This is a genomic window from Candidatus Marivariicella framensis, from assembly GCF_982709265.1.
Map to the genome: position 1 here is coordinate 49,657 of NZ_CEXPNT010000010.1, position 19,844 is coordinate 69,500.

The 19,844-nt window shown below is 32.6% G+C and carries 18 protein-coding genes and 1 tRNA gene; 9 read left to right on the plus strand and 10 right to left on the minus strand.

The window, feature by feature from the left end; genetic code table 11:
* Entirely contained in the window at positions 1–1,671 is a 1,671-nt protein-coding gene (locus AC34EU_RS05105; RefSeq protein WP_487534027.1) for a glutamine--tRNA ligase/YqeY domain fusion protein, read from the minus strand.
* Positions 1,672–1,746: 75 nt separating this feature from the next.
* Between AC34EU_RS05105 and folB the strand changes: the two genes are divergently transcribed.
* Together folB and AC34EU_RS05115 are read left to right on the plus strand one after the other, a co-directional pair.
* The gene (folB, locus tag AC34EU_RS05110) at positions 1,747–2,106 is read left to right on the plus strand and encodes a dihydroneopterin aldolase (RefSeq protein ID WP_487534028.1); all 360 of its coding nucleotides are present in this window, start codon (positions 1,747–1,749) and stop codon (positions 2,104–2,106) included.
* A 27-nt stretch (positions 2,107–2,133) separates the two neighbouring features.
* Positions 2,134–2,204 (plus strand) — tRNA-Cys (locus tag AC34EU_RS05115).
* A 32-nt stretch (positions 2,205–2,236) separates the two neighbouring features.
* On the opposite strand, the gene AC34EU_RS05120 is transcribed toward AC34EU_RS05115, so the two are convergent.
* Together AC34EU_RS05120 and rnr are read right to left on the minus strand one after the other, a co-directional pair.
* On the minus strand, positions 2,237–2,929 hold the full coding sequence (locus AC34EU_RS05120; protein WP_487534029.1) for a GIN domain-containing protein: 693 nt from the start codon (positions 2,927–2,929) through the stop codon (positions 2,237–2,239).
* Positions 2,930–2,939: 10 nt separating this feature from the next.
* Positions 2,940–5,105: a ribonuclease R gene (gene rnr / locus AC34EU_RS05125; RefSeq protein WP_487534030.1), complete on the minus strand. Its 2,166-nt coding sequence runs from the start codon at positions 5,103–5,105 to the stop codon at positions 2,940–2,942.
* A gap of 509 nt (positions 5,106–5,614) precedes the next feature.
* On the opposite strand from rnr, the gene rpiB reads away from it, so the two are divergent.
* On the plus strand, positions 5,615–6,043 hold the full coding sequence (gene rpiB, locus AC34EU_RS05130) for a ribose 5-phosphate isomerase B (RefSeq protein ID WP_487534031.1): 429 nt from the start codon (positions 5,615–5,617) through the stop codon (positions 6,041–6,043).
* Positions 6,044–6,045: 2 nt separating this feature from the next.
* A complete protein-coding gene (locus tag AC34EU_RS05135; RefSeq protein ID WP_487534032.1) occupies positions 6,046–6,492 on the plus strand; it encodes a GNAT family N-acetyltransferase in 447 nt (148 codons plus the stop codon).
* On the opposite strand, the gene rnpA is transcribed toward AC34EU_RS05135, so the two are convergent.
* From rnpA to AC34EU_RS05150, 3 genes are read right to left on the minus strand one after another with little or no spacing between them, the layout of a single operon-like run.
* Complete coding sequence (gene rnpA, locus AC34EU_RS05140; protein ID WP_487534033.1) at positions 6,451–6,825, minus strand: ribonuclease P protein component; 375 nt, start codon at positions 6,823–6,825, stop codon at positions 6,451–6,453. The two genes, AC34EU_RS05135 and rnpA, sit on opposite strands and share 42 nt — an antisense overlap.
* Positions 6,812–8,662 (minus strand): M1 family metallopeptidase, encoded by a 1,851-nt coding sequence (locus AC34EU_RS05145; RefSeq protein WP_487534034.1) that lies wholly within the window; start codon positions 8,660–8,662, stop codon positions 6,812–6,814. Before AC34EU_RS05145 ends, rnpA begins: the two co-directional genes overlap by 14 nt.
* A 42-nt stretch (positions 8,663–8,704) precedes the next feature.
* Positions 8,705–9,556, minus strand: a complete 852-nt coding sequence (locus AC34EU_RS05150) for an MBL fold metallo-hydrolase (RefSeq protein WP_487534035.1) — start codon at positions 9,554–9,556, stop codon at positions 8,705–8,707.
* Positions 9,557–9,690: 134 nt separating this feature from the next.
* Here AC34EU_RS05150 and AC34EU_RS05155 point away from each other — a divergent pair, with 134 nt between their 5' ends.
* The gene (locus AC34EU_RS05155) at positions 9,691–11,610 is read left to right on the plus strand and encodes a cation:proton antiporter domain-containing protein (protein ID WP_487534036.1); all 1,920 of its coding nucleotides are present in this window, start codon (positions 9,691–9,693) and stop codon (positions 11,608–11,610) included.
* A gap of 5 nt (positions 11,611–11,615) precedes the next feature.
* Here AC34EU_RS05155 and AC34EU_RS05160 read toward each other — a convergent pair whose 3' ends face one another.
* Positions 11,616–12,362: a carboxylesterase family protein gene (locus AC34EU_RS05160; protein ID WP_487534037.1), complete on the minus strand. Its 747-nt coding sequence runs from the start codon at positions 12,360–12,362 to the stop codon at positions 11,616–11,618.
* A 20-nt stretch (positions 12,363–12,382) separates the two neighbouring features.
* On the minus strand, positions 12,383–14,179 hold the full coding sequence (gene lepA, locus AC34EU_RS05165; RefSeq protein ID WP_487534038.1) for a translation elongation factor 4: 1,797 nt from the start codon (positions 14,177–14,179) through the stop codon (positions 12,383–12,385).
* A 146-nt stretch (positions 14,180–14,325) separates the two neighbouring features.
* On the opposite strand from lepA, the gene dusB reads away from it, so the two are divergent.
* On the plus strand, positions 14,326–15,318 hold the full coding sequence (gene dusB / locus AC34EU_RS05170) for a tRNA dihydrouridine synthase DusB (protein ID WP_487534046.1): 993 nt from the start codon (positions 14,326–14,328) through the stop codon (positions 15,316–15,318).
* A 1-nt stretch (position 15,319) separates the two neighbouring features.
* Here dusB and AC34EU_RS05175 read toward each other — a convergent pair whose 3' ends face one another.
* Both AC34EU_RS05175 and rbfA read right to left on the minus strand, forming a co-directional pair.
* On the minus strand, positions 15,320–16,513 hold the full coding sequence (locus AC34EU_RS05175; RefSeq protein WP_487534039.1) for an ABC transporter permease: 1,194 nt from the start codon (positions 16,511–16,513) through the stop codon (positions 15,320–15,322).
* Between the two features lie 2 nt (positions 16,514–16,515).
* On the minus strand, positions 16,516–16,914 hold the full coding sequence (gene rbfA / locus AC34EU_RS05180) for a 30S ribosome-binding factor RbfA (protein ID WP_487534040.1): 399 nt from the start codon (positions 16,912–16,914) through the stop codon (positions 16,516–16,518).
* Positions 16,915–17,081: 167 nt separating this feature from the next.
* On the opposite strand from rbfA, the gene AC34EU_RS05185 reads away from it, so the two are divergent.
* From AC34EU_RS05185 to AC34EU_RS05195, 3 genes are read left to right on the plus strand one after another with little or no spacing between them, the layout of a single operon-like run.
* On the plus strand, positions 17,082–17,507 hold the full coding sequence (locus tag AC34EU_RS05185; RefSeq protein WP_487534041.1) for an ATP-binding protein: 426 nt from the start codon (positions 17,082–17,084) through the stop codon (positions 17,505–17,507).
* Positions 17,500–17,841 (plus strand): STAS domain-containing protein, encoded by a 342-nt coding sequence (locus AC34EU_RS05190; RefSeq protein ID WP_487534042.1) that lies wholly within the window; start codon positions 17,500–17,502, stop codon positions 17,839–17,841. The genes AC34EU_RS05185 and AC34EU_RS05190 overlap by 8 nt, the downstream gene beginning before the upstream one ends.
* A gap of 15 nt (positions 17,842–17,856) precedes the next feature.
* Positions 17,857–19,794, plus strand: coding sequence for an adenylate/guanylate cyclase domain-containing protein (locus AC34EU_RS05195; RefSeq protein ID WP_487534043.1), 1,938 nt, complete (start codon positions 17,857–17,859; stop codon positions 19,792–19,794).
* Positions 19,795–19,844: the final 50 nt, after the last annotated feature.

Below are 19,844 nucleotides of genomic sequence, written 5' to 3' on the forward strand. Positions count from 1 at the left end.
TTACTTCTTTTTAACCCAACTATCCCTCAGACCAACAGTTTTATTAAAAATAAAATTAGTAGGGGAGCTCTTTTTGTCTAAATTAAAATAGCCCACTCTTTGAAATTGATAAGAGCTTCCTTGTTTAGCGCTCAATATGCTTGGCTCTACAAAGGCGCTTTGAGTTATGAGTGAGTTAGGGTTAACAAAGTCAATAAAACTTTTATCCTTGTGTTGATCTGGAGAGGGGTCAACAAAAAGACGATCATAAATGTTTACTTTAACTTTTATCGCGTGTTTTTCACTTACCCAATGAAGAGTGCCTTTGACCTTTCTTTTACTTGCCTCAGATCCTGAACCACTTTTGGAGTCTTTATCATAAGAGCAAAGAATCTCAACAACTTTACCCTCTTCATTTTTTACAACGGATTCTCCTTTAATTATGTAGGCGTTTTTAAGCCTTACCTCTTTACCTAGGGTAAGGCGAAAAAACTTTCTATTAGCTTCCTCTTTAAAGTCCTCTCTCTCTATAAGTAAATTTTTGGAAAAGGGTATTTCTCTTGTGCCAAGATCGATTTGTTCTGGATTAATTTCGCCACTTAACAGTTCTTCATGTTTATCATAGTTGATAATGGTTAACTTTACAGGGTTAAGAACAGCATTAACTCTTGGTGCAATTTTGTTTAAATGGTCCCTTGCGCAAAACTCTAATAGTGACGCCTCAATAATGTTTTCTCTTTTAGCAATTCCTGCAGTTTCAACAAACAGCCTTAAGGATTCTGAGGTGTATCCTCTTCTTCTAAGTCCTGATATAGTGGGCATTCTTGGATCGTCCCATCCGTTTACAAGCTGTTTATCAACTAGCTGTTTTAATTTTCTTTTTGAAGTAACTGTATATGACAAGTTAAGCCTTGCAAATTCAGTTTGTTTAGGAATACTTTTATTAATTGGAAGTGTTTTTAAGAACCAATCGTATAAGTCTCTGTGGGGCTTAAACTCTAGTGTGCATAGAGAGTGTGAGATTTGTTCAATATAATCTGACTCTCCATGGGTCCAGTCGTAAGTTGGATAAACCTTCCACTTGTCGCTAGTTCTATGGTGTGTTTTGTCAAGAACTCTATAAATAACAGGATCCCTCATTAGCATGTTTGGTGATTTCATGTCGATTTTTGCCCTTAAAACATATGAGCCTTCTGGATGTTTCCCTTCAGACATTTCTACAAATGTTTTTCTGCTCTTTGCAGGTGGTTGATTTCTAAACGGGCTTTCTGATCCAGGGGATAACGGCGTTCCCTTTTGTTCAGCAATAAGCTCTGAGCTTTGAGAATCTACATATGCTAAATTATTATCAATTAAAAACAGGGCCCACTTATAAAGCTGTTCAAAATAATCAGAGGCATAGCACTCCTTGTTCCATTTATATCCAAGCCATTTTATATCTTCTTTTATAGCCTCAACATATTTACTCTCTTCATTTTGAGGGTTTGTGTCGTCGAACCTTAAATTAACCGGGGCGTTATATTTTAGGCCTAAATTAAAATTTAAACATATCGCCTTTACGTGCCCTATGTGAAGAAAGCCGTTAGGTTCTGGAGGAAAACGAAAACGAAGAGATTTGGAGCTGAAGCCGTTTGTTAAATCATCTTCAATTATTTTTTCTATAAAGTTTAAAGCCGGGACGCTATTGTCCATAAATATTTTTTGGTAAATATATAAAGAGTGTGTGAACTATTCATTTGAAAACTAGTTTATATATTTGAGGTAATTATGGGGAAAATTAGATTAAAAAATGTTAAACTTTATTCAAATCACGGATGTCTGGACCAGGAGGAGTTAATTGGGAGTGATTATGTTTTACAACTAGAGGTTAGTGTTGATCTAAACAAATCATCAAAATCAGACAACCTTAATGATACTGTAGACTACGTAGCGCTAAATTCAATAATTAAAGAAGAAGCCCTTAAAAGATCTAAACTTCTGGAGGCTGTTGCAAAAAGAATAATTGATAGAATTTTTAACGAGCACGCGTCTGTAAAGAAAGCAAAGGTTGAAATCTCAAAAATAAATCCTCCAATTGGTGGTGATGTTGAGGCCGTCTCTATTATTCTTAAAAGAAAAGAAACTTAAAGGAATTAGTGCTATTTTTGCACCCACGGCATCGTGGCCGAGTGGCTAGGCAGAGCTCTGCAAAAGCTTCTACAGCGGTTCGAATCCGCTCGATGCCTCTTAAAGCCCGTTATAATTATTAGCGGGTTTTTTATTTTATATACTTTATTGACCCTCCCAACCTCGTATTTGTGATAAGTTTTTTGGGGCTTCCATAAACTCTAATTATTGCTCCTGTTGTAGCGTTTGCCTCCATCAACGTAGAGGCTGTAGCGTGAACAACAGATCCTATGCTTGCATGAATCATTGTTTGTTTAGAGCTAAGTTCTTCTGCAGAGCAAATTCCCCCTGTACTTGATTTGATTTCAACAACCGACGATTCCCCTTTTATGCTTACTGATCCTCCTGAAAACACCTCAACGGTGGCTCTGTCTGTGTTTACAATTCCTACTAATAAAGATCCTTCTTTAACTTTTATTTTTAAATTCGTTTGGTTTATTGTGTCTTTTAAAAAAACTTTTGAGCCTTGAAATAGTTTTAATTCATCAATGTCATTTCTATAATAAACGTCAACAAATATATTTCCTAATGAGAGTTTTTTATCTATTCCAGCCCTAAGCTTTAAGTTGTTGTTTTTAATTTTATATCCAAAAACAGAAGTGTCCTCATTTTTATCGCTTAATACAATTTTGTTTTCTTTAGATTTAATCAGGTTAACTTCAATCCCAGCATAAACACTTATAGTGCTAAAGTCGCCCAGCACACTAATGGTCTCTATTTTTTCTTGAGCTTGTAAAGGGAATAGTAGCGTTGATGTAAATAAAAAAAGTAAAATACGTTTCATGATTTATTTTTTAATGTTTTATTTTTATACTAAAGTCCAGGTGTCTATTTACTAAGTCTGCTTTTTTAACAGTTACCTCTATCGGGTCTCCAAGTTTATAAACTTTTCCTGAAGCGTAACCTTCTAGTTGGTGTTTTGTTTGGTCGTAAAAATATTGATCATTTTCAATACTTTTAACCGAAATCATTCCTTCACATTTATTTTCATTAATCTCAACATAAATTCCCCTATCTGTTACCCCTGATATTATTCCGTTAAAATCAGAACCTATCTTGTCTTCCATATATTTAATTTGCATATACTTTATAGAGTCTCTTTCTGCTTTTGTCGCTAATTGTTCTCTATAAGAGGAGTGAACGCAAGCGTCTTCCAGCGCGACCTTGTTAAATGCTTTTTCTCCATCTAAGTATTGTTGAAGCAAGCGGTGGGTTAACACGTCTGGATACCTTCTTATTGGAGAAGTAAAGTGTGAATAACTTTCAAAAGCTAAGCCATAATGGCCAATATTATTTGTTGTGTATACAGCTTTAGACATGCATCTTAAGGTTAATGTATCTATCATGTTCTGTTCTGGCTTTCCTTTAATGTTAAGCAATAAATTGTTTAGTGATTTTGTTAAATCCTTATTAGCTGTTTCAAGTTTATATCCAAATGTGTTTACTAAATTTTTTAAGTTTTTTATTTTCTCTATGTCTGGCTCATCGTGAACTCTATAAATAAAAGGTTTTACTGGTCTTTTTTTATTTATAAAGCCTGCTACTTTTTTATTAGCTAAAAGCATGAATTCTTCAACTAATTTATTTGATTCTTTTGATTCTTTAAGTTTTATGCTTTCAGGTTCATTTTTTTCATTTAGATTAAATCCAACTTCAACTCTATCAAAAGATAATGCCCCTAATTCTAATCTTTTATTTCTTAACTCTTTTGCTATATTATTTAATTCTAAAACTGCTTTAAAAGTTGAATTTGATATATAATATTCTTGTTTTACTAATGATATTGTTTTGCTAATATATGGCTTACCTGTTTCTATTACTTGTTGTATTTCTTCATAAGAAAATCTATTATCTGACTTTATTACTGTTCTTCCAAACCATTCTGAATAAATTTTTCCTTTATTATCCATTTCAAAAACTGCAGAAAAGGTGTATTTTTCTTCATTAGGTCGTAAAGAACATAAATTATTTGATAATATTTCTGGAAGCATGGGGACTACCCTGTCAACCAAATAAACAGATGTTGCTCTTTTATAAGCTTCATCATCAATTTTAGTGTTTTCTTTAACAAAATAGGAAACATCTGCAATATGAATTCCTATTTCAAATTTATCTTCTCCAATTTCCTTAAAAGATATTGCGTCATCAAAGTCTTTTGCTGTAATAGGATCAATAGTAAAGGTTAAAACATTTCTAAAATCTCTTCTTTTCTTTATTTCTTCATTCAGAATTTTTCTTTCAATTTTATCAGCACTTTCAATTATTTCTTTAGGAAAATTATATGGAAGACCATAATCGTATAAAATTGCATGCATTTCTACATCAATATCACCTGGTTTTCCTAACACCTCTATTATTTCTCCGAAAGGTGATTGAGCTCTTTCCGGCCATTCAGTAAGTTTAACCACTACTTTCTGACCATCCTCTGCTTTTTTCATTTCTTTTGATGAAATAAAAATATCTGTATACATTTTTGGTCCTCGTGTTAACACAAAACCAAAGTCTTTTTGTTTTTTAATTATACCAACATACTCGTGTTTAGATCTTTTAATAATTTCAACCACCTCTCCTGAAATATTATCTTTTCTATCGGGCCTTTTAAAAACATAAACTTTAACTGTATCATTATTCAAAGCTTTATTTATGTTTTTTTTAGATATAAAAATATCTTTTCCACTCATTAATAAGTATCCATTACCAGAACTTGTTATTTCTATAATACCCTCCTCATAAAACTTATTGTCCTCTATAAAACCATACCTTCCTTCAGATTCTTTAAAAATTCTTTTAGAAATAAATAAATCATTAAGTGTTTTTATAATATTGTTTTTTCCTTGAGTATCTTTGATTTCGAGGATAGATGAAACTTGCTTAAAATTATATAACTTTTTATTATTACTTTGAAAAAGGCGTAGTATTTTGCCTTCAAATCCTTTTGAATCTTTCTTATTTTTTGACATTCTTTATCTTAATCTTTCAAAATTAGGTATTAGATTTTGTAAAATACTTAACATTTATAAACAACTATAAACATTATCATTATTATTTAAATTAAATTAAATTAAAAATGATGATGATGATAGCTTGTTAATATAACAAATAACTTTTCCTTTTTTTATTTTGATTATAAGTAAATAATAATTTTTATACACTTATCAACTTATATAGATGTATATAAAAACATGTTTATCAGTTAAATATAAAAGTATTTAACAACTGTTAATATATTATAATAGTTAATAATAATATTTAAAAAACAATAAATATATGTTTATAAGAGTTTGAAAAATCTTAATAATAAAATAACATAAAAAAATAAAATATTTGTGTATAAGAAAAGTTTTTATACCTAATAAAATTAAACACATAAACAAATAAACTTATCTTTAATACGAACACCTTTTTAGCCGTTTATAAAAAAATTATTAACCAATAAAAAATAACATTATTTATTGTAAAAAAATGAAAAATGAAAATAGCAATAGGAAATGATCACGCCGGGGTATATTATAAAAATGAAATAATAAAATATTTAAAATTAGAAAATATAGAAGTAATTAATTACGGAACAGACACGGAGGAAAGTGTCGATTATCCTGATCACATTCATCCAGTATCTAATTTTGTTTCAAATAACAATGGAAGTTTGGGTATTATTATTTGCGGAAGCGGAAATGGAGCAGCAATGACTGCAAATAAAAGAGAAAACATAAGAGCTGCTCTCTGCTGGAATAATGAGCTTTCTAGACTTTCTAGGGAACATAATGACGCTAATATTATAAGTATTCCAGCAAGATTCGTTTCTGTTGAAGAGGCAATTCAAATGGTAAAAGTATTCAGCTCAACAAAATTCGAAGGGGGTAGACATCAAAAAAGAGTGAGTAAAATTCCTTGTTAATAATGATAAAATACAGTTTTTTCAATTTTGAACAGCTTTCTAACGTAAAGCTTTATCAAACACTTCAGCTTAGAGCTAAAGTTTTTGTAATAGAACAGAAATGCTTGTTTCAAGACATGGACGATCTAGATCAAAAAGCATATCATGTGTTGGTTGAAAAAAACAATAAATTGATTGGATATTCAAGAATAATAGAAAAAGGTATATATTATTCAAAGTTTTGCTCAATAGGCAGAGTTCTAGTTAATAAAGAAGAAAGGAAGAACAAAGTGGGAGACGGGCTGGTTGAATACAGTATTAAAATAGCCAAAAAATTATTTAAAAAGGATTCCATAAAAATATCCGCCCAGTCATATTTGATAAAATTTTACGAAAAGCACGGATTTATATATAAAGGAGAAGATTATTTAGAAGACGGAATTCCTCACAGCGCCATGTTTCTTGACTAATTTTTTTAGAACCCCTAATATTTCGGAAGAAAGACTAACAGACAAAGGAATGCGCTTCCCCATATAAAAAAATAAATAAATTCCTGGAGGACAATTATCAATAAAAAAATCACTAGTCTTATAAACCTCAGACTTAATCCTTCTTTTTATTAGGTTCCTGTCAACGGCTTTAGAAAAATGTTTTTTAGAAACAGCGTACCCAACGTAAAAAAAACCTTTTTCTTTTTCGCAATATCTAACACCAACATTCTTTTCTTTATGAAATTCTCCATTTTTAAAAAGAGACTTAAAAGCCTCTTTAGATTTTAAAGAAAGTAATTTATTTTTTTTCAATTGCTTTATCCCTTTTTAATTTCTTAAAAAACTCATTATTCTTTCGATTAACATCAGCCATGTATCCAGTTGGATCAATAATAACAGAAACAATGTCATCCTTAGGCCGGTCAATAACAAGCAAATACTCCGGCATGGACCAGGCCCAGTCTTTATTTATGGTCCAAGAAATTTTGTAAGGATTGTTTTTTTCACCCCTCATTAAAGAAATTGGTATGTACTGAATTTGATTACTCCCATCACTAAAGTTAATTAATACGTCTAAAGGCATTGGCATAGACCCAACCCTGTTTAAAGTAATATGAGTTTTTTTATCAACTTCATTAATTTCCTTAATGCCATAGTCAATTTGATTAGTAGTCTGTGTCCAGTCAGTTAAGTACCACTTTAGCTGTATTCCAGAAACTCGCTCCGCAACTCTTCTGAAATCGTTGGGTGTTGGGTGTGTAAACTTATGGGACTTATAATATTCCTTAATTGTGTTTGAAAGATTTTCTTGGCCAATCACATATCCCAACTGAGCCAAAAAAACAGCACCCTTACTATAAGCGGTACTTTCGTATGCCATATTATAATCATACCTGTTTGCATTTGTTGATTGTGGTTGTTCAAACCCAGAAAGAGCGAGACGTAAATAACTACTGTATGAACCACTAAGAGGAAACACTTTGTTTTCCTCTAAAATTTTATCTACTGCAAGCTTAGAAATATAAGAAGTAAAACCTTCGTCCATCCACTCGTGCTTCATCTCATTGGTTGCTAAAACATGCTGAAACCAAGAGTGGGCAAGTTCATGAGCTGTTACCCCTACCAAGCTTCCAAATTTTCTATTCCCGGTAATAAGAGTAAGCATGGCATATTCCATTCCCCCATCACCTCCATGAACGACGTTATACTCTTTATAAGGATAATCACCTATTGTGTTATTAAAAAACCGCATTAACTCTGCAGTTTTTGGTTGAAGTTTTTTCCAATTATCTATAATATCAGGATTATTTTTATAAAAGAAATGAAGTGTAACTCCTTTAGGGCCCGGGTAAGTATCGTGAATAAAGTCTGGATCAGCAGCCCATGTAAAATCGTGAACCATTGGAGCTATAAACCTCCAAGAAGTTTTTCCTTTTTTTGACTTAGATTTTTTCCCTCCATATCCATGACCATAATCTAGGGGGGTTTGAAGGTATCCACTAGCCGCCACCACATAATTTTTATCAATATTTATTGTCACATCAAAATCACCCCAAACTCCGTGAAACTCTCTTCCGATGTAAGGTTCGGCGTTCCAGCCGTCGTAATCATATTCAGCCATTTTAGGGTACCATTGACCCATAGAAAGAGCAACACCCTCCTTAGAGTCACGTCCAGCTCGACGAATCATTTTTGGAACCTGACCCTTAAAATCAAGCGTGATCGTGGTACTTTTCCCAGGAAGCAAAGGACTCTTTAAAGACACTTCAAGAATAGTTCCAGAATATTCAGCAGATAAAGACTCGCCTTCCTGCTTAACGTTTGAAACCTCTAGCCTCCCCTCCTCCTCTTCAGGTATAGCATTTATATCAACACTAAAGCGCTTGTTTTTGTCTTTACCGCTTATAATTCTTGTTGCCATTTCGCTTCCAGGCTTAAAAGCGTTAAAGTAAAGATGGTAAAACACCTTATTGATTGTGTCAGGAGAATTGTTAGAGTAAATTAATTTTTGTTCTCCACTATATTCAAAAGAATTGACATCCATATTTACAGTCATTTGGTAATCAACAGATTGTTGCCAATAGTTTTGAGAGATAACAGACGCGCTAAATGAAATAAATAAAAAAGAGAAGAGAAAAGTTCGTAACATATTAATAGAAGTTAAAATCCCACTAAAATAAACAAATCAATATTAAAAAAACTCTTTTAATGTTGAGCCCTGATCAAAACTCACTCCTTTTTCTGTCATTTTCAATGAAATAAGTTCATTAAAAGGGTCGTGCTCCATAAAAAGAAGCCAGTTTTCTTGACAGGCAGACTTTAAAAAAGATGTTTTTTCTTTTAAAGTAATTAGAGGCCTTGTATCGTAGCTCATTATATAAGGAACAGGAATGTGGCCAATTGTTGGAATTAAGTCAGCAGCAAAAACAATTGTTTTTTCTTTATACTTAACCACAGGAAGCATTTGTTTTTCTGTATGTCCATCAACCAGAATAATATCAAACCCCAGCTCTGAATTCTTGACATAAGGACCTTGATTTTTAATAAAATTTAGCTGACCACTTGATTCAATAGGGTTAATGTTTTCGGGAATAAAGGACGCTTTTTCTCTAATATTTGAGCTTTTTGCCCAATTCCAGTGATTTTGATGAACCCAGAATTTAGCATTTTTAAAAGCCGGAACATAATTACCCTTAGAATCTATACAAATAGAACCTCCACAATGATCAAAATGAAGATGAGTCAAAAAAACGTCAGTTATATCATCACGATGAAACCCATTTTCTAATAGAGACCTGTCTAGACTTAAGCCCCCCCACAACCCGTAATGACTAAAAAATTTTTCATCTTGCTTATTTCCAATACCTGTATCAACTAAAATTAATCGACCCCCATCTTCAATCAACAAAGACCTAGCGGCCATAGAAATTCTGTTTTTGTTATCGGGAGGATTTGTTTTTTCCCATAGAAGCCTCGGAACCACACTAAACATAGCGCCCCCATCTAACTTGAAATTTCCGGTTTCTATGGAATAAAGGTTCATGAGTTTAAATTTAGGTAAAATTAAAAAAAAGAATTTCATAAATTAGACAACACATAGGGAATATGTTTTAAAGCGCACTATAAAGAAACATATTAAATCTCTATTTTATATATTGCCCTTAAATTAAGCCAAGCATGGAAGGTAGCTTTGTGATTCTTTTAGTCGGATTTGTTATCGTTTCAATTGCAGGACAGCAAATAGCTAAAGTTTTCCAAAAAATTAAGCTTCCATTAATTACGGGTTTAATTATTACAGGAATATTAGCAGGGTCCTCTTTTTTAAATTTTATTCCTTCAGAATCGTTACCAAAATTAAACTTTCTTAATAACCTAGCTCTTGCCATAATAGCTTTTTCAGCAGGAGCAGAGTTTTATTTAAAAGAGCTAAGAAGTAGGATAAACAGCATAAAATGGATGACCGTGAGCCAGCTATTCATAACTGTAATACTAAGCACCTGGCTAATTTTCGAATTTTCTTCATATGTCCCTTTTATGGAAGATCAACCCGAAAACATAAGACTTATTATCGCCTTGCTGTTTGGGGTTATTTTTGTTGCCAGATCTCCTTCCTCGGCAATAGCGGTCATAAATGAAATGAAAGCAAATGGCCCATTTACTAAAACATCAATGGGGGTTACGGTTGTTAAAGATGTTTTAGTTATTATATTATTTGCAATATGCCTTTCTGCAGCGAAAACAGTAATTAAAAATGAAGATCTAGATTTTAATTTTTTAATTTTTTTAATACTTGATTTGGTATTATCATTTCTATTAGGAATAATTATAGGCATCATATTGAAAGCTCCCTTGTCACTAAAAATTAATAAAACAATAAAAGCGGTTGGGGTTTTGCTTATAGGATATAGTGTATATCTTTTTGCAGAATATATCCGAAGTAAAACGGGAATAATCATTGGCCATGAAATTGTTTTAGAGCCGCTTCTTGTTTGTATAATAGGCAGTTTTTATATAACAAACTTCACCAACAATAGGATTGAATTTGTTGAGCTTTTAGATGAAATAAGCCCAACTATTTACATAATCTTTTTTACGCTAACCGGAGCGTCTTTATCTGTTCAGACATTAATAAATGTCTTTTGGATCGCAATAGCCTTTTTTGCGTTACGAATTTTCTCAATGTTTTTGGCGGGAATATTTGGGGTGCTATCGGCAAAAGACGAAAAAAGATTTTTATTCATTTCATGGATGCCATATGTCACTCAGGCCGGGGTGGCTTTAGGCCTAACAACTATAATAGCAAATGAATTTCCTGAATGGGGATACGAGTTTCAAACAATTATTATAGCAATTATTGTAATTAACCAACTAATAGGCCCTTTACTGTTTAAGATATCAATAGAGATAGCCAAGGAAAGTCACTTAAAACATAAAAGTTCAGAATTTGATGGAATAAAAGATGCTATTATTTTTGGCCTAGAAAGCCAATCTATTGCTCTTGCCATGACCCTAAAGCAAAGCGGTTGGGTTCCCAAAATCATAACTTTTTCGGATGTTGAGGGGAAAACAAGTGATGACTTTGAGATTATTAAATCAGAGGATATTTCACTTCAATCATTTAAACAGCTAAACCTAAAAGGTGCCGACGCAATAGTATGTCTTTTATCAGATAAAGAGAACTACAAGATAGCAAACCTAGTATACGAACATTTTGGAACAAAGGACGTTATAGTTAGATATAATGGAGCAAGAGAATATTATGAGAGACTCATAAATATTGGAGTGAGAATAATTGACCCATCATTAGCCATGATCAATCTTCTAGACCACTTCGTGAGATCACCAAACGCAACCTCTCTCTTGTTGGGGCTTGACAAAAACAAAGACTCTGTTGATGTTGAAATAAGAAACAAAGACATACACGGAATGACATTGAGAGACCTTAGGTTTCCTACCGACGTTATTGTTCTTTCATTAATTAGAAAAGGACAGGTTCTAATTTCACACGGATACACAAGACTTAGAATTGGAGACTCTGTTACTTTGGTTGGGACGAAAGAAAGCGTTGAGAATGTTAGGTTTAAGCTAGAATCCTAGGTTATTTATTGAGAAAAAAGCCACTTAAAAAGAAAAGGATCGTTAAGCGCTAAATCCCAACTGTTATGCTTTATTTCATCATAAAGAGTAAGTTTTGTTTTAGATTTTAATCGAATTAATTTACGAGCTAATTTTTTTGAAAACTTGACATCAACTACATCATCTTTTTTTCCATGAAATAGCCACAAAGGAGTGCCTTTTATTTTATTAGCCCATGAAGGGCTTCCACCACCACAAATAGCAAATGCAGCTCGAAAAACCCCTGGGTTTTGAGCCAAAATCTCGATTGCACCCATAGCCCCCATTGAGAGGCCGCCGATATACCTTCTTGAAGGATCGATAGAATATTTTGATTCAAGACTATTTAAAAGCTCTATAACCCCTTTAAGCATATTGTTTTCAGAGAGAGTTTTATTAAAAACAAAACGCTTCTTATTTGTTTTTTCCCAGAAAGGAACATTCGCCCAGTAATCTTTAGCTTTACATTGCGGAAAAACAACAAAAGAATCATGTTGTTTTTGAAAATTATCAGATCCCATTACTTTTGATCCGTGAATTAGCTGAGATTCATTATTATTTCCTCTCTCGCCAGAACCATGAAGAAAGATTAATATAGGATAAGATTTTTCAGAAGAATAGTTTTTAGGAACAATTATCCTGTAGGGTATAGTGTCTTTATTGTTAGAATATATTTTGTAATCAAATTGAGCACTAACACATGCTGAAAAACAGAAAAACAGTAATAACTTCAAATTAAACATTTGATATTAAATTAATCATTCAGCTTTAAAACTGCCATGAAAGCTTCTTGAGGAATTTCAACACTTCCAATTTGTCGCATTTTTTTCTTTCCTTTTTTCTGTTTTTCAAGCAGTTTTCTTTTTCTAGAGATGTCCCCACCATAACACTTAGCAGTAACATCTTTTCGAAGAGCCTTAATGGTTTCACGAGATATTATTTTTGCCCCTATTGCAGCCTGAACAGGAATATCAAACTGTTGTCTAGGTATCAATTCTCTTAATTTTTCACACATTTTCTTTCCAATATTATATGCGTTATCCGCATGAATTAAGGCGGAAAGAGCATCTACTTGATTGCCATTTAAAAGAATATCAACCTTAACCAGCTTAGAGGATCTGAGTCCAATGGGAGAATAGTCAAAAGAGGCATATCCTTTTGAGACAGTTTTAAGGCGGTCATAAAAATCAAAAACTATCTCTGCTAAAGGCATATCAAAGGTTAGCTCTACTCTTTCTGGTGTTAAATAACTTTGATTGGTAATAACACCTCTTTTTTCTATACAAAGAGACATTATATTTCCTACAAAATCAGATTTAGTAATTATTGAAGCCTTAATGTAGGGCTCCTCAACACGATCTAAATATGAAGGATCAGGTAAATCGGAGGGATTGTTTACTGGGATTATTTCTTGAGGATTTTTTTTGATGTAAGCTTGATATGAAACATTCGGAACTGTAGTTATAACCGGCATTCCAAACTCTCTTTCTAGCCTTTCTTGAATAATTTCTAAATGTAACATTCCTAAAAAACCACAACGAAAACCGAACCCTAAAGCCGCCGAGCTTTCAGGAATAAAAACCAGAGAAGCGTCGTTAAGCTGAAGCTTTTCCATGCTTGAGCGCAGTTCTTCATAATCCTCGGTATCAACTGGATATATGCCAGCAAAAACCATCGGCTTAACCTCTTCAAACCCATCTATAGCAGGAGTATTTATGCTTTTTGAGCTTACAATAGTATCTCCAACTTTAACTTCGCTTGCTTCTTTTATGCCCGTAATTAAATAACCAACATCTCCAGCAGACACAGAATTTTTAGGTTCTTGTTTTAGTTTTAATAATCCAACATCATCCACATTATAATCTTTGCCTGTGGCTAAAAACTTAACTTTATCTCCTTTTTTAATCTCTCCGTTTATTACTCTGAAATATGTCTCGACCCCCCTAAAAGGATTATAAATTGAATCGAAAATTAAGGCCTGTAAAGGCGAATTTAGATCTCCTTTTGGACAAGGAACCTTTGATATAATTGCCTCTAAAATTGATTTTATTCCTAGACCAGTTTTGGCAGACGCAGGTATTACATCTTCTGAATCACAGCCAAGCAACCCAACAATGTCATCGGTAACCTCTTCCGGATTAGCGGAAGGAAGATCAACTTTATTTAAAACAGGAATTATTTCTAAGTCATTTTCTAAAGCTAAATAGAGGTTTGAAATGGTTTGAGCTTGAATACTTTGAGCAGCATCAACCACCAGAAGAGCCCCCTCACAAGCGGCAATAGACCTAGAAACTTCATACGAAAAGTCAACATGGCCAGGAGTATCAATTAAGTTAAACACATATTTTTCACCTTGATGAAAATACTCCATTTGAATTGCATGAGATTTTATTGTTATTCCCCTCTCTCTTTCTATGTCCATGCTATCTAAAAGCTGATCCTTTTTTTCTCTTTCTGTAACAGATCCCGTGAAATCAAGAAGCCTGTCTGCAAGAGTGCTTTTGCCATGATCAATATGAGCAATTATGCAAAAGTTTCTAATATTTTTCATTTAATTTTGGAGTATAGGCATGCAAAGATATTAAATTGCATACCCATTACTCTTTTCTTGTTGAAGAACTTCATAAACAAAACACAAAAGAACCAACAACTAAGTTAAAACAGACTTTTTTATTAGTTTTGCACAAAAGATATCCTTTGTTAACTATAGGCAACATATCGCTCCCAGACTTCCCTCTTCTTTTGGCTCCAATGGAAGACGTTAGTGATCCTCCATTTAGAGCCTTATGTAAAAACCATGGCGCGGACATAATGTATACTGAGTTTATTTCAAGCGAAGGGCTTATAAGAGATGCGGCTAAAAGCGTTCAGAAACTTGATATTTATGAAAAAGAAAGACCTGTAGGGATTCAGATTTTCGGAGCAAATATAGATTCAATGTTAAAGGCCGTAGAGATAGTTGAGGCCACAAGCCCAGACATAATTGACATAAACTTTGGGTGCCCCGTAAAAAAAGTGGTTTGTAAAGGAGCGGGAGCAGGTATTTTAAAAGACATTCCTTTAATGGTTAAACTAACTGAGGCAATGGTGAAACACACGAGACTTCCTGTCACTATAAAAACCAGGTTAGGATGGGATCATGACTCTATAAAAATTGTTGAAGTAGCAGAGAGGCTCCAAGACGTGGGTGCTGCAGCAATATCTATTCACGGAAGGACACGAGCACAAATGTATAAGGGAGAGGCGGATTGGTCTAAAATTTCAGAGGTTAAAAATAATCCACGAATGCACATTCCTATTTTTGCAAACGGAGACATTAATACGCCTGAAAAAGCAAGAATTATTCGAGATGAATATGGGTTAGATGGAGCAATGATTGGACGGGCTGCAATAGGCAATCCATGGTTTTTTAATGAGGTAAAATCGTACCTAAAGGATAAAACTGTCACAAGCTCACCGTCTATAGGTCAAAGATTAGAAGCAGCGAGAAGTCATTTAAAAATGGCAATAGACTGGAAGGGGGAAACTTTAGGAGTTTTAGAGACAAGAAGACACTATACAAATTATTTCAAAGGCATCCCTGATTTTAAAAAGTATAGAACAAAAATGGTAACCTCCGATTTATCTCATGAAGTTTTTGCAGTTTTTGACGAGGTAGGAGACAAGTTTAAAAACCTTGCGAAAGTGTAGGCTAGTCTAAAGAATTTTGGATGCCTCTGGTAGCCCAAGCAGAGGTAATGGCTCCCAAGACAAAAACAGTTGTCAAAACAATAAAAATATTTTTTGAAATAAGCGATACGGGATAAGCTAAAGAAGTTCCAGGAACAAAAACGAAAGGATACAGGTCTTGAACAAAAATTAATACACTTCCAATAAGCACTCCTCCAACTGAACCAATTATAGAAATAAGCAAACCTAAAAAAAGAAAAACTCTTTGAATATTTTTTGGAGTTTCACCAAGAGCATAAAGTAATTTTAACTGAGAGGCCTTGTCTACCCTCATCATTATTAAAGATCCAATTAGATTGAATAAGGCAATTAAAATCACCAATGAGAAAATTAAATAAACAGCTAAGTTTTCAGTATTTATCATCTTATACAAGGCTGGGTTTTGCTCAGCCCTAGACTGTATTACAAAACGACCATCAAAATGTTGTTTTAAGTTTGAGAAAATCTCTTTTTCAGAATAATTAGAATCAATTTTAATTGAAATGTGTGAAAACTCATCATCTTCAAAACTCAACAATTTTCTTGCAAAATCAATTGAACAAAACGCATATTTTTTATCAATATCTTCACTTATTTGAAATATTCCGTTAACAAAGGCAGGCATTGTCACAAAAGGAGAGCCTTTAAATTTAAGCTTCCCTTTTTTTGGAGCTGACAACTCTAAGTATGATGAGTAATCATAAACACCGACGCCAAGACTCGAAGAAAGACCATAGCCTAAAACAACTGAATTTGAATCAAAATCAATCCATTCTCCAATTACCACTAAGCTGTCAACAGGGCTAGTTGAAGTATATGATGAAGAAACGCCCTTAATATAAGCAGCTTGATTCTTTCCTTCAAAACCGAAAAACACCTTTTCTTCAATCACTCGAGAAGAAGAAAGAATCCCTTTTGTGCTGAGTAAATCTTTCCATAGTTTTTCATCGACTTTTAGAGTTTTACCATTTTTAGGAATGATTTTGAAATCAGGCTCAAATTGATCATAAAAAGCCATTCCAAAATCTTTTAAACCCTCAAATCCACTTAAGACTATCAACAAAGCAGAAGAGCTTACAACTAAAACAGTTATAGCAAACAGATTAATTCTATTGACAACAGTTTGAGAGCTTTTTGAAAACAAATACCTTAAAGCAATTCGAAAAGAAAATTTCACAATTATCTTTTTTGTTTTGAAGGAAGCAGGTCTGAATTAGAAATAGGATTCTCAGGATTTTTAAGAGCAGAATCTATTTTTTCAATATAATCTAAGGAATCATCAATATAAAAAGCTAGCTGAGGAGTTCTTCGCATTTGATTTTTCATTATTTGAGACAATTCATGCCTTATTTTAAAGCTGTTTTCTTGCATGGATTTTAAGTATTCCAAAGCAGATGTAGAAGGAAAAATACTTAAAAAAATTTTTGCAAAAGCTAGATCTACAGTGACATGAACCTTAGTTATCGAAATAATAAGATTCGAGAGCCCTTCTTTTCTTATATTGCCCTGTAAAAGAGTAGCCAGCTCTTTTTGAATTACAGAGGCAATTTTTTTTTGTCTTGGAGTTTCCTCATTCATAAAACAAAGCTAAGCATTATTTGTATTTTTAAATTGAGTTTATTGAATTCAATAAAAAACAATCTAAAAACTTGTAAAAGGCAATCAAATATTTTTTAAATTTAAGCCATGGTTGAATAAAACCATATATTAGCAAAAAATTAATCTACTTCTAAATATAAAGTTTGATGGATAAAAAACCAACGGTAGAATTAAAACTACCGATCTTAAAAAACATGGAACTTGTTGCTACCCAAACAGCTGAAGTGGTAGCCAAGCACATGCAGTTGTCAGAAGAAAAGTCGGGAGAAATATCAATGGCCTTAATTGAAGCATGTATAAATGCTTTTGAACATTCAGAATCTAAAAGTGAAGTGTATATACATTTTATGATTGACGATCATAATTTAACAATTAAAGTAATTGATAAAGGAAAAGGTTTTGATGAGTCAAATGTAAAAATTCCAAAAATTGAATCAAAAATTAACACTGATGAGCGAAAAAGAGGCTGGGGAATTATGCTTATAAAGGAATTAATGGATTCTGTCAATTTTGAGTCAGATCACACAGGAACTACTCTAACGATGGTTAAAAAAAAGGACACAAATGAATAAAGTAACAAATGTTGAGCTAATAGGAGATGTTATTGTTGTTGCAACTGAAGGATATCTCAATAAAGATCTTGGAGACGAAATTCAAAAGGCGGCTCAAGAACACATATCTAATGGAGTAAATAAAGTCTTAATTAACCTTGAGCGGTCTAATATTGTAAATAGCATTGGAGCCTCTATTTTAATTGAAATAATTGAGGAGCTTCAGGAAAATAACGGAGTTCTTGCCTTTTGCGAATTAGCTCCAATAATAGAAAAGACATTTACAATAATGGGCCTAACTAAATATTGTAAAAGCTATCCAACTCAAGACGCGGCTATAACAGCCATGTCTTAAGAATTAATATACATTTTGGAACCAATTTTACGCCTTAGTGAATTAAAATTATTTAAGGACAAGCTTGATTTTATTAAATCCCAAAAGGGATTATTCTTACTTCAAATTTTTTTTTTCAGTAAAAAAACAATTATTAAATCTCTAGGTTTAATTGAATACTTTGATCAGTTAATACCCCAAAACATTCTAAGAACTAATAACTTTCATTCAATAGAGGAAGGTGAAAAGGAATGGAAAACACTTAAATCTTTTTTTGATTTTCATACATATACTTCAGGTTATGCAATTAATATTACAAATAACAACAACCCCATAGGTGTTATTTTTTCTCCATTTAAAACTCCCCCTTCGTCTTTAACCCGCTCTTTAGTTTTAAATTTTAAAAATCAAATTGAAAATCAAATTGAAATTAAAGATATAGAACAAAAGCTTTCTAACACAAATAAAGAGCTAAGTAATAAGATGCTAGAGATTGAGTCGTTAATTGATGTAACGGAAATCATAAACAATCAAGATGGTCTTAAGCAAAGTCTTTTTGAAAACATTTTAATAACCATACTCTCTATTTTAAACGCATCAAAAGGAATGATTCTTTTGAAAGATGAAAAGTCAGGCTTCTTTAATGTTATGTCGCAGTTTAACATTCTTAAAGAAGAGTTGCCTAATAAAATTATAAGAATAACTAAAGGTGTTTTAAAGGAACTTGATCAAGAAATGAAATCTAAGATAATTGATGATCCTCAGAAATACGAAATTCTTAAAGCTTCTAAAAAAAACTGTATTGTTAGTCCAATTATTACAGGAAATTCTGTTGAGGGAGTTCTTTTGCTTTTTGATAAAGAAAGCAGAAATGGCTTAATTAAATTTACACAACAAGACCTAAGACTTTTCGACAGCTTAAGTAAAAAAGTAAGCCTTGCATACGACAATATCCGGTTAATTGACTCTTTAAAAAGCTCTAACAAATTAGTTGATAACATTATGTCTTCAATTACAACAGGGATTATCATGATTAATGTGTTGGGGGAGATAGAGTTTGTTAATCACTCTGCCAAAAAAATATTTGGAATAGAACAAGAAGAAGTGATGAACAATCATTACTTCATGGTTTTTCAAAATAATCAACCTTTAATCGAACTACTTGAAAGCTCGGAAGTTAAAGACGAAATCATATATGAAAATAATTTTAAAATTAAAGATATTGAAGAAAATCCTCATGAAATAAATCTTACACTCTCTCCAGTTTATAATGAAGAAAACGAAAGGTCTGGTGTTGTTTTTTCTTTTGAAGATCTTTCTGGAATTAATAAGATTAAGTCAACATTTAAAAAATATGTTTCAGAAAACATTGTAGATGAATTACTTCAAAACGAAAACTCTTTAGAGCTTGGAGGAGCTCAAAGTGAAGTATGTGTTCTTTTTTCTGACATTAGAGGTTTTACTGCTCTTTCTGAAAAAATGAAACCCTCAGAAGTTGTTTACTTACTAAACACATATTTTGAATCAATGATTGATGTTGTTTTTTCTTACAACGGAACACTAGATAAAATAATTGGTGATGAACTCATGGTTTTATACGGAGTTCCATTAAAAAATAAAAATGATTCTCAAAGCGCTGTTAACTCAGCAATTGCAATGTTTAAAGCTTTAGAAAAATTCAATAAAGAAATTGAAAAAGAAAATTTACCGAAGCTTGAAATAGGAATAGGAATTAATTACGGTAAAGTTGTGTCAGGTAATATTGGGTCAGAACGTCAAATGAATTATACGGTAATAGGAGACGCTGTAAACCTTGCATCAAGATTATGTTCTCATGCAAAATCTGGGGAGGTAGTTATTTCTAAGAGTGTTTTCGAAGAATTAGATAACCATGAAGGATTTGAAGCCCAAGACCCCATAAGAGTAAAAGGAAAATCAAAAGAAGTTCAAAATTGGATTTATAAGGCTATTTAAGCGGCTTTTTTAATTATAACAATAGTTATGTCATCAGGATTCATGACACC